Origin of the sequence: Micromonospora pallida (genome assembly GCF_900090325.1) — a bacterium.
Lineage (GTDB): Bacteria > Actinomycetota > Actinomycetes > Mycobacteriales > Micromonosporaceae > Micromonospora > Micromonospora pallida.
Genome location: NZ_FMHW01000002.1, coordinates 5,553,617 through 5,566,085, shown reverse-complemented (window position 1 = coordinate 5,566,085; position 12,469 = coordinate 5,553,617). Strand labels below are relative to the sequence as shown.

12 protein-coding genes are annotated in these 12,469 nt (G+C 70.9%); 3 read left to right on the top strand and 9 right to left on the bottom strand.

What is annotated here, in order from left to right; translation table 11 throughout:
- Positions 1–308: 308 nt before the first annotated feature.
- Entirely contained in the window at positions 309–2,273 is a 1,965-nt protein-coding gene (gene acs, locus GA0074692_RS23175; protein ID WP_091647464.1) for an acetate--CoA ligase, read from the bottom strand.
- Positions 2,274–2,586: 313 nt separating this feature from the next.
- Here acs and GA0074692_RS23170 point away from each other — a divergent pair, with 313 nt between their 5' ends.
- Entirely contained in the window at positions 2,587–3,333 is a 747-nt protein-coding gene (locus tag GA0074692_RS23170; protein WP_091647462.1) for a Fic family protein, read from the top strand.
- 80 nt (positions 3,334–3,413) lie between these two features.
- On the opposite strand, the gene GA0074692_RS23165 is transcribed toward GA0074692_RS23170, so the two are convergent.
- From GA0074692_RS23165 to GA0074692_RS23135, 7 genes are all read right to left on the bottom strand, one after another.
- Positions 3,414–4,046, bottom strand: coding sequence for a TetR/AcrR family transcriptional regulator (locus GA0074692_RS23165; protein WP_091647460.1), 633 nt, complete (start codon positions 4,044–4,046; stop codon positions 3,414–3,416).
- Positions 3,941–5,308 carry a methyltransferase gene (locus GA0074692_RS23160; RefSeq protein WP_091647459.1) on the bottom strand — a complete coding sequence of 456 codons (1,368 nt, stop codon included), beginning with the start codon at positions 5,306–5,308 and terminating at the stop codon, positions 3,941–3,943. The genes GA0074692_RS23165 and GA0074692_RS23160 overlap by 106 nt, the downstream gene beginning before the upstream one ends.
- Positions 5,305–6,207 (bottom strand): hypothetical protein, encoded by a 903-nt coding sequence (locus GA0074692_RS23155; RefSeq protein WP_091647457.1) that lies wholly within the window; start codon positions 6,205–6,207, stop codon positions 5,305–5,307. The genes GA0074692_RS23160 and GA0074692_RS23155 overlap by 4 nt, the downstream gene beginning before the upstream one ends.
- A gap of 150 nt (positions 6,208–6,357) precedes the next feature.
- Entirely contained in the window at positions 6,358–7,161 is an 804-nt protein-coding gene (locus GA0074692_RS23150) for an HAD family hydrolase (RefSeq protein ID WP_091647455.1), read from the bottom strand.
- 407 nt (positions 7,162–7,568) lie between these two features.
- Positions 7,569–8,102, bottom strand: a complete 534-nt coding sequence (locus tag GA0074692_RS23145; protein ID WP_141725391.1) for a hypothetical protein — start codon at positions 8,100–8,102, stop codon at positions 7,569–7,571.
- A gap of 524 nt (positions 8,103–8,626) precedes the next feature.
- Entirely contained in the window at positions 8,627–9,397 is a 771-nt protein-coding gene (locus GA0074692_RS23140) for an SDR family oxidoreductase (RefSeq protein ID WP_245730427.1), read from the bottom strand.
- A 111-nt stretch (positions 9,398–9,508) separates the two neighbouring features.
- Positions 9,509–9,982, bottom strand: coding sequence for a DUF4279 domain-containing protein (locus tag GA0074692_RS23135; protein ID WP_091647447.1), 474 nt, complete (start codon positions 9,980–9,982; stop codon positions 9,509–9,511).
- A gap of 167 nt (positions 9,983–10,149) precedes the next feature.
- Here GA0074692_RS23135 and GA0074692_RS23130 point away from each other — a divergent pair, with 167 nt between their 5' ends.
- On the top strand, positions 10,150–10,428 hold the full coding sequence (locus GA0074692_RS23130; protein WP_091647445.1) for a hypothetical protein: 279 nt from the start codon (positions 10,150–10,152) through the stop codon (positions 10,426–10,428).
- Between the two features lie 15 nt (positions 10,429–10,443).
- On the opposite strand, the gene GA0074692_RS23125 is transcribed toward GA0074692_RS23130, so the two are convergent.
- Positions 10,444–11,487 (bottom strand): sigma-70 family RNA polymerase sigma factor, encoded by a 1,044-nt coding sequence (locus GA0074692_RS23125; protein WP_091653970.1) that lies wholly within the window; start codon positions 11,485–11,487, stop codon positions 10,444–10,446.
- Positions 11,488–11,569: 82 nt separating this feature from the next.
- Here GA0074692_RS23125 and GA0074692_RS23120 point away from each other — a divergent pair, with 82 nt between their 5' ends.
- On the top strand, positions 11,570–12,403 hold the full coding sequence (locus tag GA0074692_RS23120; RefSeq protein ID WP_091647443.1) for an alpha/beta fold hydrolase: 834 nt from the start codon (positions 11,570–11,572) through the stop codon (positions 12,401–12,403).
- The last annotated feature ends 66 nt before the right edge of the window (positions 12,404–12,469 follow it).

Sequence of the window (12,469 nt, the reverse complement as noted above, 5' to 3'; positions counted from 1 at the left end):
GTAGAGCGACGGGCGTCAACAGATCCGACGGCGTGAACGTAATTCATAAATCGACCAGGGGACAGGTCCCCGGCCGCTCTCCACCCGATCAGCCTCCTCCGGCCTCCCCCAACCGTCCGAAACGGAGCGATCGCCTGGCTCGGGGTGGGGTGGTGTGGTGTGGTGTGGTGTGGTTGCAGGGGTCCCCTGCTACCGCTTTTCGCGTAGCAGGGGACCCCTGCAACCACCTGAGGAGCGTGGCCGGCCCGGAAACGCCGGTGGGTGACGGCCCGTCGGACCGTCACCCACCAGAACGAGTACGTGTTGCGTCAGTCCTCGTCGGACTTGCCGCCGCTCATACCCGAGGAGATCAGCTCCATCACCGAGGAGTCCTGGAGCGTGGTCACGTCACCGAGGGAACGGTTCTCCGCCACGTCCCGCAGCAGCCGGCGCATGATCTTGCCGGACCGGGTCTTCGGCAGCTCCGCCACCAGCATGATCTGCCGAGGCTTGGCGATCGGGCCGAGCGTCTTCGCCACGTGGGTGCGCAGGTCCGCGATGAGCTGCTCGCCCGCCTCACCCGAGGTGTCGGTGGTGCCACGCGGGATGGCGAACGCGACGATCGCCTGCCCGGTGGTCGGGTCGGTCGCGCCGACCACCGCCGCCTCCGCCACCGCCGGGTGCGACACCAGCGCCGACTCGACCTCGGTGGTGGAGATGTTGTGCCCGGAAACCAGCATCACGTCGTCCACCCGGCCGAGCAGCCAGATGTGCCCGTCGTCGTCCCGCTTCGCGCCGTCCCCGGCGAAGTACATGCCCTCGAAGCGCGACCAGTACGTCTCGATGAACCGGTTGTCGTCACCCCAGATGGTCCGCAGCATCGACGGCCACGGCTCGCGCAGCACCAGGTAACCGCCGCCGCCGTTCGGCACCGACTGGCCCTGGTCGTCCACCACGTCCGCGCTGATCCCCGGCAGCGGCGTCATCGCGCTGCCCGGCTTGGCCTCGGTCACCCCCGGCAGCGGCGAGATCATCATCGACCCGGTCTCGGTCTGCCACCAGGTGTCGACGACCGGCAGCTCACCCCGGCCGACGTGCTGGCGGTACCAGATCCACGCCTCCGGGTTGATCGGCTCGCCCACGCTGCCGAGCAGCCGCAGCGACGACAGGTCATGCTGCGCCGGGATGTCCTCGCCCCACTTCATCATGGTGCGGATCAGCGTCGGGGCGGTGTAGAGGATGGTCACCCCGTACCGCTGGACGATCTCCCAGAACCGGCCCTTGTGCGGGGTGTCCGGGGTGCCCTCGTACATCACCTGGGTCGCGCCGTTGGCCAGCGGGCCGTACACGATGTAGGAGTGCCCGGTCACCCAGCCGATGTCGGCGGTGCACCAGTAGACGTCCGTCTCCGGCTTCAGGTCGAACACCGCGTACGTGGTGTAGGCGGTCTGGGTCAGATAGCCGCCGGTGGTGTGCAGGATGCCCTTCGGGCGGGCGGTGGTGCCGGAGGTGTAGAGGATGAACAGCGGGTGCTCGGCGTCGAACGGCTGAGCGGTGTGCTCGGTCGACGCGGTCTCCACCGTCTCGTGCCACCAGTGGTCCTTCTCCGACCAGGCAACCTCCCCACCGGTACGGCGGACCACCAGCACGTGCTCCACCGACGGGCAGTTCGCCAGCGCCTCGTCCACGGTCGGCTTCAGCGCCGACGGCTTGCCCCGCCGGAAGCCGCCGTCGGCCGTGATCACCACCTTGGCGCTGGCATCCTGGATCCGGTTGGTCAGCGCGTCGGCGGAGAAACCGCCGAAGACCACGCTGTGCGTCGCACCGATCCGGGCGCAGGCCAGCATCGCGACCGCCGCCTCCGGCACCATCGGCAGGTAGATCGCCACCCGGTCACCGGCCACCACGCCCAGGTCGGTCAGGGCGTTCGCCGCCTGACAGGTCAGTTTGTGTAGCTCGGCGTAGGTGATGGTGCGGGTGTCGCCCGGCTCGCCCTCCCAGTGAATGGCGACCCGGTCGCCCAGGCCGGCCTCGACGTGCCGGTCCAGGCAGTTGTACGCCACGTTCAACTGCCCGCCGACGAACCACTTCGCGAACGGCGGGTTCGACCAGTCGAGCACCTGGTCCCACTCCCGCGTCCAGGTCAGCCGGCGGGCCTGCCGCTCCCAGAAACCGAGCCGGTCGGCCTCCGCCTCGGCGTACGCGTCGGCCTTGACGTTGGCGTTCGCGGCGAGCTCGGCCGGCGGCGGGAACTGCCGCGTCTCGTTCAGCAAATTGGCCAAGGCCTCGCTCATGGGCGTGACTCCTCGTTGCTCGGGTGACCTGCGTCTCGTTGCAGAGAGGTTAACTTTGTCGGCCAGCCGCCGCGACCACGATCGTCACCCCGACGCGCCCAGTGGCCCGCCCAGCGCGCCCACCGGCGCTGCGCTCGGCTGCTGACGGGGATGTGCGCGTGGTTGCAGGGGACCCTTCCTACCGCTTTTTGCCGAGGAAGGGTCCCCTGCAACCACGTCAGCGGCGTGCGGCGTACCGCGACCGGCCCAGCGGGTGGGGACGTCAGGGGGAGTGTCGGGACGGGCGGCAATGTCCGGTCGATAGCGTGACGGGGTGACCTCCGACCCGCTCGCCCCGCTCCTCGCGCTCGCCGACGTCGCCCCCGCCGTCGAGCAGGCCCGCGACCACGTCGACCAGGCGATGCGGCACCGCGCGCTACGCCGGCACGGCGGCCAGGTCGCCGCCGAGGTGAGCCTGCGCTCCGCGGTGGCCAGCGCCGCCCTCGAGGGGTACGCCCACGAGCGCGAAGCCGTCCGGGCCGGTACGGTCACCGACCCGGTGCTCCAGGGGGCGCTGCGGGTGGCCGGGGCGCTGCCCGGACTGGCCGACCGCTGGCTGCGGGCGCCCCGGCAGGTGCTGGCGAGACTGCACGTGCTCGCGGCCCGGGACGTGGTGGCCGAGGAGGCACTGGGACGACCGGTGGCGGACCCGGTGGTCGGGGCCCGACTGGACGGCCTGGCCGGGCTGGTCGCCGGGGGCACGAAGGCCCCGCCGTTGCTGCTCGCCGCAGTGGTGCACGGAGAGCTGCTGGCGCTGCGGCCGTTCGCCGGCCCGTCCGGGGTGGTGGCCCGCGCCGCCGCCCGGCTGGTGCTCATGTCGACCGGTCTCGACCCGCGCGGCCTGGTCGCGCTGGACGTCGGGCACCAGGAGCGGGAACCCGAGTACGTCGGCTCGGCCGGGGCCTTCGCCACCGGCACCCCGGACGGGCTGCGCTCGTGGCTGCGCCACTACATGACCGCCACCGAGGTGGCCGCCACCCAGCTCACCCTCATCGGCGACGAGATCCTCGCCGCCTCCTGACCCCGGCCCCCCGGTGCGGCCTGCGGCGCCGGCGGCCTGCGGCGCCGGCGGGCAGATAGCCGGCGGGCAGGGAGCGGGCGTCATGGGCGGCGGGTGGCTCGGCTTATCTTCCGGTGCAGGAGCTGCCGGGTGACGGGGCCGAGCTCGTCCACGATCTCGATGAGTACGCCGAGTTGGTCGAGCGCGGCCATTGCCTGCTCCGCGCCGTCGGCGTCCACCCCGTCGTAGAGTTCCAGCCCGACGAACGCGGCGGACACGGCGCGGGCGAGCCCGGGCACGTCGGCGACCTCGGCGAAGGGCGATCCGGCCAGCAGTCGGCGCAGGACGACCTCGATCTCGTCCACCCAGAGCTGGAGCGCGGCGGCGGTCGGCGCGGCGAGCCGCTCGTCGGTCTGCGCGCCGGCCAGCATCTGCGCCAGGAACGAGACGTTCCCGAGCGCCCGTTCCTCGGTGTGCAGGGCCCGCCCGACCGCCAGCAGTTCGCGCAGGCTGCGTACCTCGGCCAAGCGGGCCGACCAGCTCGCGACCCGCTCGGCGGTGCCGGCCCGGCAGGCTGCCGCCAGCAGTTCGTCCACGCTGCCGAAGTGGTAGAACACCAGCGCCTGGTTCACCCCGGCCGCGGCGGCGATGGTACGTGCCGAGACCCCGGCGATGCCGTGCTGGCGGATCGCCGCCATCGCCCCGTCGATGAGGCGGCGCTTGGTGTCGGACATCGCTCTCCTCGAGGCCGCGACGGGTGGGGTGGTGCGATCATCGCATCGGTCACGAGTTGCGCCAGCCAGATGATCCCGGGTAGTCGCAGAATCCAGCCCACCCAGGCCCAGCCGAGGTGCACGTGTTCGAGCGCGCGGGCGACGGCGGCCACCCCCCGTTCCGTGTGGCCGTCGCCGCCCGCGTACCCGGCCCGCCACAGCACTTCCGTGGGGTGCCGTGCGGCGGGCGCGATCGTGAGGCTCACCGGGCGGCGGCGTTCCAGGAACCGCCGGACCGCCGCACACGGCCCGCAGTCGTCGTCCAGCCAGAGCACCGCCGGCTCCCCGGGCAGGTACGGCCGCCACCGGGGCCACCAGGGGCGGACCCGACGGCGGTGGTCCCGCCAGCGCCGTCCGTACCGGTGGTCCAGGTCGTGGTCCTCGTGCGGCCCGGCCACCGCGACACTGAAGGCCACCGCGAGCACCGCCCCCACCGCCAGCACGGCACTGCCGGCGACCAGCGCGGTGAGCAGCATCAGCGCCACCGCGCCGGCCTGCATCGGGTTGGCCAGATAGGCGTACGGGCCGGTGGTGACGAACCGGCCCGGCGGATCCCACGGGTACGGTGTCCCGCCGCCCCGGACGGCGAATTCGTGCACCGCCGTCACGGCCGGCGTGGCGACCAGCAGGGCCACCTGGGCGAGGAGCAGCAGCCGGGACGCTGACAGCCCGTCCAGCCACGTCCAGGAGTCGCCGGCGAGGGTGAAGGCCACCGTGGGCAGGAACCACAGCAGCAGGACGCCGAACAACCCGAGTTGGAGCAGGACCCGTGCGGACAGGTGCCGCCGGTCGGCGCTCCACCGACCGAGCAACTGTGCCGGCAACGCCACCCCGAGCAGCCCGGCCACCTCCCCGGTCAGCCAGTCCGGTCCGAGTACGAGCAGGGGACGCAGAGCGGGCATGGTCACCACGTCCAGCCAGCCCAGCAGGCCGAGGGCGACCGGCAGGGGCAGCACCCGACGCAACAGCACCGGCAGCGGCCCCCAGAGCGCCGCCCAGCCGAGCCACAGGTCCACCGGCAGCCCCCGGTACGCCCCGTCGACCGGGGCGAAGGCGTACCAGCCGGTCGTCCGGGCCACCTCGTGCAGGGCGGCGACACCGACGAAGGCGGCCACGAAGGCCAGCAGCGCCGCTGCGCGGGCGGCCCGGTCCCGGTCCCACCGGGCTGCGGCCAGCACCGCCAGCAGGGGCAGCCCCAGGCAGAGGTACCGGGCGGCGGTCACCGCAGCGCCAGCATGTCGAGCAGGTGCCCGCCGCCCTGGTCGAGCAGGACGTCCTGGAGCGGACCGAAGTACCAGGAGGGGTCGAGGCCCCGCCGGTAGTCCACGGTGAGGCGTACCTCGGTGGTGCCGGCGTCCACCGCCTGCCAGCGCAGGTCGGCCTGCCGCCAGGTGAACCAGCGGCCGTTGATGGTCGTGTCCTCGGGGAAGCGGAAGGTCAGGTGCCCGGGTTCGCTGGTGGCGACCTCGGCGACGAGGTGGCCACCAGGCCCGTGCGCACTGCCGTGGTACCCGAACGTCCACCGGTCGCCCGGAGCGAGGCCGGACCCGGCGACGTGCTCCGGCAGGGGCGCTCCCAGTAGCCGCAGCGCCGGCGACTGGACCGGAACGGGTCGGGGACCGGCTGCCAGGCGGGCGGCCACCGCGTCGGCGGAGAGCGCGACGACCCGGGTCACCTCGACCGACTGCTCCGGGGCGATCCTCGGCCCGATCCCGCTGCCCTCCAGGCCGGGCAGGAGCAGCAGCGGCACGAGGATCACCGAGTAGGTACGGGAGGAACGCCGGACCAGGTTGATGAACCCCATCGTGCCGTGCGCCACCGCGTAGACCAGGGGCGCGGCCAGTACGACGCAGATCGCCCCCTCGTGCAGGGCCACCGCCGCCAGCAGCAGGGCGATGGTGGTGGCGACGAAGACCCGGCCGTGCGAGGTCCGCCCGGGGGACAGGGCCAGGGCCGCGGCCAGCAGGACCGGCAGCGCTACGAAGAGCAGTGCGCTGTCAGCCCGCCCGTCGCGTACGGCGATCACGAAGACCACCAGCCCGAAGACCCCGATCAGCCCGGCCAGGATCCAGTTCGCGCTGGTCCGGCGCGGCCGTGGTGCCGCTGCTGCCTGCTCCGTCATTGACCCGCCCCCTCGGTTTTGAGCGCTCGCTCAAAACCGAGGGTAGGGGAATTTGAGCAGTCGCTCAAGAGGGGTGGGAGTCCGTGACACGACGAAGCCCGGTACGGCTCTTCCGTACCGGGCTTCGGGAGTGCGGAGGTGGGTGGTCGGTCAGGCGACCGGGGCGATCCGAGTGCGGCGGTGCCGGCCGTACCAGGCGATGCCAATGGCGACCCCGACGCCGACACCGAGCGCGGCGGCGGCCACCGGCACGGCCGGGCGCTCCCGGAGGCGGCGGCCCAGCGGGATCGGGTGCCGGAACTCCAGCACCGGCCAGGAGTTCTCGGTGGCCAGGCGGCGCAACTGTCGGTCCGGGTTCACCACGGTGGGGTGACCGACGCACTCCAGCAGCGGTCGGTCGCTGTACGAGTCGGAGTACGCGTAGCACTCGGTCAGGTCGTAGCCCCGTTCGGTCGCCAACTCGCCGACCGCCTCGACCTTGCTCGGGCCGGCCGCGTAGAACTCCACCTCGCCGCTGTACCGGCCGTCCTGCACCGCCATCCGGGTGGCGATGACGTCGGTGATGCCGAGCAGTTCGCCGATCGGGCGGACCATCTCCTCGCCGGAGGCGGAGACCAGGACGACGTCCCGGCCGGCGGCCTGGTGTTCCTCGATGAGGGCGGCGGCCTCGGCGTACACGTAGGGGTTGATCAGCTCGTGGAGGGTCTCCGCGACGATCTGGCGGACCTGTTCCACCTGCCAGCCCTTGCAGAGGGTGGCCAGGTAGTCCCGGGTGCGGGCCATGGTCTGCTCGTCCGTGCCGCCCAGCCGGAACATGAGCTGGGCGTACGCGGACTTGACAACGTCCCGTCGAGTGATCAGGCCGTCCCGGTAGAACGGCCGGCCGAACGCCAGGGCGCTCGACTTGGCGATGACGGTCTTGTCCAGATCGAAGAAAGCGGCACCTCGGCCCACGGCGCGAAAGTCTAGTCCGATGGTCTAGGGTCGGCGGCTACCCGGGGGCGATCAAGGCCACTCACCTGCGAACACGCCCCGCCACTCGGGGCGATTGTGACGACGGTCACATGCGCGGGTTGGAAATTCGCAGGGAGTGGACGTTACGCCACTCGACGTGAGCAGGTCTGCTACGGCATGCTTGTACTTACGACGACTTTTCACATCTGTACAAACCCCGGACCTCGGCGGTTGCACCCCCCGTAACCGCTGAGCGGGTTCGGCTCAATCCCCCCCGGAGCCGAACTCCCCGACGACCCCCGTCTCCCCCGACGGGGGTCGTCCCTATTCCCGGTTTGGCCCGCGCCGGCGGCCGTCGAGACGATCGCCCAATGCCGGGGCGGCACAGCCGGGAGCAGAGACGGTGGTCAGTCGGCCTGCTCGGGTGGGAAGTCATCGGCGAAGGCGGCCTCGGCGGCTGCCGCAGGCACGCAGTCGTGATCGTGGGCCCAAGTGCCTGCACCGTGCAGCACGGGATCGGGTCCATCGTCAGTGACGAAGGTGAAGTCGACGCGTTGAGGCAGGGTACGCAGCCAGCACTGTCCCTCGATCGGCCTGAGCGGCTCCCACCGACAGCCTGCGGCGGCCAGGGCGTCGGCCACCTGAACGAAGGTCAGTCTTGAGGGCAGGACGATGACTTCGCCCGGCCGTGCTTCGCTCGGCAACTCGACCGTCCCTCGCCAGGTCTGGACCATCACTGAGGTGATGATCCGGCAGCGGCATAAGACAAACTCGACATCACCGTAGGAGTACAGGTGCGGCCATCTGTGGCGTTTTTCGATCCGCCCGATGTCCCACGGCATCCCGTAGGCTGCGGCGACTCCTCGTAGGCGGGCGCCGGGACGAAGAAGACCGACCCGGCCAGTTGCGCCGAACTCTGCCAGGACATCGAGCGCATCCATGTTCCCAGCCTCCCGCGGTAACCGACTCCCTAGCGACGATCGCAGCATGACCAGTCAGGAAGGTAAGCCCTGGCCCGCGTGCGGGCATGCACCTCAGGTGCACCCGAGGCCAGACGGTCGAGACCTCTCCATCTGTGCGATCTGTGTCTACGAAGAGGATGAAGGGCTGTGTGACGTCGAAGCCATGTGTACGCGGGCCTTCCCAGCGACGTGAGTGGGTGGGTGGGTGACTCACCGGGTGACGACGGGCGTGTCCGACGGTGGACACGCGTGGACAGTGACCGACCGTTCGGCCAGCTCGACATTGTTGCCGTGCAGCTCACCGACAACCGATCATTCCTGCACACCGAAACGGTCACGAGCCTCCGTCGGAGGCAGCAGGGCTGACGGCCCAGATCGCACCCCGGGTCCCGCCCATTACCGTGCGGACGACCCTGCTGCCTGCCAGTCAGTCTCCCATGCACTGGTCCCCGTGCCGGCTCTCCGGCGCACCTATGCCTCTCGTGGTTGAAGCGGAACGCTGCTCAGGAGATGCCGCCGTCGCTGTGCAGGAGTTGGCCGTTGATCCAGCCTCCATCGGGTGAGCACAGGAACGCGACGAGGTTTGCGCAGTCCTGTGGGCGCCCGAGTCGCCCGAGCGGCGTGGCCTGCAGGGCCGCCGCCTTGATCTCTGCGGTCATCCAGCCGGTATCGGTTGGACCTGGATTGATGGCGTTGGCGGTCACGCCGAGATGGGCCAGTTCCTGGGCAGCGGCCAGGGTGATCCGATCCAGGGCACCCTTGCTCGCTCCGTAGGGAAGGTTCCCGACGGTGGCGTCACTCGTCAGGCTGATGATGCGTCCGGTGCCGTGGGGCCCTTGGAACCGTTGGGCGTACTCGCGAATCAGAAGCCAGCTCGCCCGGGTGTTGACCGCGAAGTGCAGGTCGAAGCTTTCGAGGCTGGTGTCGACGAGGCCCGAGTCGACACTCTCGCAGTGAGCGAGGATCAGTGCGGTGACCTGACCCAACTCGTGCTCAACCGTCTCGAAGACTGCACTTGTGGTGTGGGGGTCACTGAGGTCCACCTGGATGGCCACAGTTCTGGCCCCGTGTTCGCCGGCCTGGTCGCTGAGTTGCGTCACGGCCTCGGGATCTGCTCCCCAGGGCATCTTCGCGTCGTACGGAGTCCAGTAGGTGAACCCGACATCCCACCCGGTCTGAGCCAACTTCAGCACCACTGACGCGGCAATGCCGGCGCTGCGGCCGGCACCGGTAACCAGCGCGACGGGTCGATGCTGGTGATCCATACCATCCATGAGCGCCATCCTTGCCGCCCATCGAAGGACCGTCACCATGATTACGTCGCCGAGACAGCGGAGCCGGGCCGTACATTGTTGCAACGTCAAGCATGTCTGGGCCGCGTCCCGCTAGTATCCGTACTCGTCTACGTCCAGCTCGGCTCCCGTGTTCTGAAGGAACTCCAGGACACGGCGGTCGAGGTGCCAGCCGAGAAGCTGATGCTGGCTGGGTAGACGGACCAGGTCAGTGTCATCCGGCTGCGGATTCTCTTCTTCGCTGTCTTCGTCACCGAAGTAGCGCACCACTTGGAGCGTTGCGGCAGGCCATTCCCCCTCCGACGCGTCGATCTCCCGGGCGAGCGCCGCGATTCGATCGGTGATCGGCTGGAGTCGACCTATTACCTGATCGATCTGCTCATCTACCGTCAGGCCGTCATCACGGCAAACAACCTTCCACGCGTGACAACGCGGCACCGGAGGATTCGCTCTCCTGCTGGCCTTGACCTTGGCTTCGTCTGCCTCCATGTCCAATCGCGCCGCCATCTCGTCCGCCGGCATCTGATCCGACTGCAACGAGAAGTACACGTACTGACGAACCCGCATGGCTCCCGATCATGGCAGCCGGCCGGCGCGACAGAGCGCCGGCAGCCCCGCTTCGTGCCCGACACAGCGGCCGACATGGGGCAAGGGTGGCATGTCACGCTCGTTGCTACTTCAGGTTGACTTTCCGACGAGGGTCGCCCTCTGGTCGGCCCGGGAGAGGAGCATGAGTGTCGAGCGAACCGGAGCCGGGTCTCGTGCCCGAGCACCTGCGTACCAGATATCAGGGCGACCCGGTGACGCTGACGGTCGACGGGCAGGAGTTTCGCGTCCGTACCCGGGCCGGCGCGCCCGGCACGTACGACTTCGACTGGCTCACCGGGCCGCACGAGTACGGCTTCGCGCTCTCCGGGCCTGCCGAGCCCGCGATGAGCCGTGCCGAGATGGAGCGCCACATCCGTGACTTCCTCGCCGACATCGACCCCGCTACGGGGTACCTGGCGGAGTAGCCGCGGAGGCCCGGGTCAGGGGAGGCTGGCCGGGAGGCCGAAGTGGCCGAAGACCTCGGGGTCCAGGAACGAGGTGATCGCCGCGACGCGGTCGCCACGCAGCGTCAGCACGTCGATCGACCAGGCGCGGTGCGTACCGCTGCCGTCGGGGTCGAGGTAGCTGGCCACGGCGGGCTGCCCGTTGGCGTGCGTGGGCAGGTGGCGCCACGTCCCGCACGTGCTCAGCGGCACCCGTACCGCGAAGTCGGTGACCGCCCGGCGCCCGGTGTACCAGGCGGGCAGCGGCGGCATGGACCAGGTGACGTCCTCGGTCAGCAGCGCCACCAGGGCGTCCGCGTCGGCGTTCTCCAGCGCCGTGGCGTACCCGTCGACGATCTGCCGCAGCCGCGCGTCACCGATTTTGCGCAGCGTGTGCTGCTGGCTGGCCGGGCCGACCCGGTCCGCGACGAGCCGGCGGGCGCGGGCCAGCGCCGAGTTCACCGACGTGGTCGAGGTGTTCATCATGGTGGCGATCTCGGCGGCCGAGAAGCCGAGCACCTCGAAGAGCAGCAGCGCCGCCCGCTGGTTGCCCGGCAGGTGCTGGAGGGCGGCGACGAACGCGAGTTCGACGGCCTCCCGCTGCTCACAGCGTGCGTCCGGGTGCGCCGGGCCGTCCGCCAGATCCCGATCCGGGTACGGCCCCAGCCAGGCGATCCCGTCCAGCGGCGCGTCACCGACCACGGCACTGTCACTGGCCGGGCCGAGGTCCACCGGCAGGGCGCGCCGCCCCCGGGCCGCCACCGTGTCCAGGCAGACCCGGGTCGCCACCGAGTACAGCCACGAGCGCAGTGAGCTGCGCCCCTCGAAGCGCGGCAGCCCCCGCCAGGCGCGCAGCAGGGCGTCCTGGAGTGCGTCGTCGGCGTCGTGGGTCGAACCGAGCATCCGGTAGCAGTGGGCGTGCAACTCCCGGCGTAGGGGTGCCACGAGGTGGTTGAACGCCTCGTCGTCGCCGGTCCGGGCCCGGTCCAGGACCGAGTCGGCCGCCACCTCCGTGGGCCGGCTCGGGACCGTCCGAAAAATGTCCCCCACGAGCGACGATTCTGCCCGACAGCGGGAGTCACCTCTTCGACCGAACGATTCATCCCGTACCACGGAGGACCTGATGAGCCCCACTGCGACCACTTCCGCCACCGTCGGGACCCTGCGGGTCGCCGACGCCACCCTCCACTACGAGGTACGCGGACAGGGCCCGCTGGTGGTGCTGGTCGGCGCGCCGATGGACGCCGCCGCGTTCGTACCCCTGGCGGACCTGCTCGCCGTCGACCACACCGTGCTCACCACCGATCCCCGGGGCATCCACCGCAGCAGGGTCGACGACCCGGACCGGGACTCGACCCCGGAGATGCGCGCCGACGACCTCTCCCGGCTGGTGGCCCACCTCGACGCCGGGCCGGCCGTGGTCCTCGGCTCCAGCGGCGGCGCGGTCAGCGCGCTGGCGTTCGCGCAGGCCCACCCCGGCCAGGTGCACACCGTGATCGCCCACGAGCCGCCGCTCGACGAACTGCTCGACGACCGGGAGGAGTTGCGGGCCCGTACCGAGGAGATGGTCGCCACGTACCTGGCCGGTGACCCGGTCGGCGCGTGGCGGCAGTTCCTGGCGGTGGCGAACATCCAACTGCCCGAGGAGGTGACCGAGGCGATGTTCGGCGGGGAACGCGACCCGCAGGCGGTGGCGGACGAGCACTTCCAGTACGCGCACATGCTGATCCCGACTACCCGCTGGCAGCCCGACCTGGCCGCCCTGCGCGCCTCGGCGACCCGGATCGTGGTCGGCATCGGTGAGGAGTCCACCGGTCAGCTCTGCGACCGTACGTCCCGGGCGCTCGCCGCCGGCCTGGGCCTCGCGCCGACCATGTTCCCCGGCGACCACATCGGCTTCGTCGACGCCCCGGAGCGGTTCGCCGTCCGGCTGCGTGAGGTCCTGGGCGAGGGGTGAGCGACCCCTCGGCCCGGGCCGTCCACGGTGACGGGGGAGCGGCCGGACGCGGGTGCTCGCCGGGCC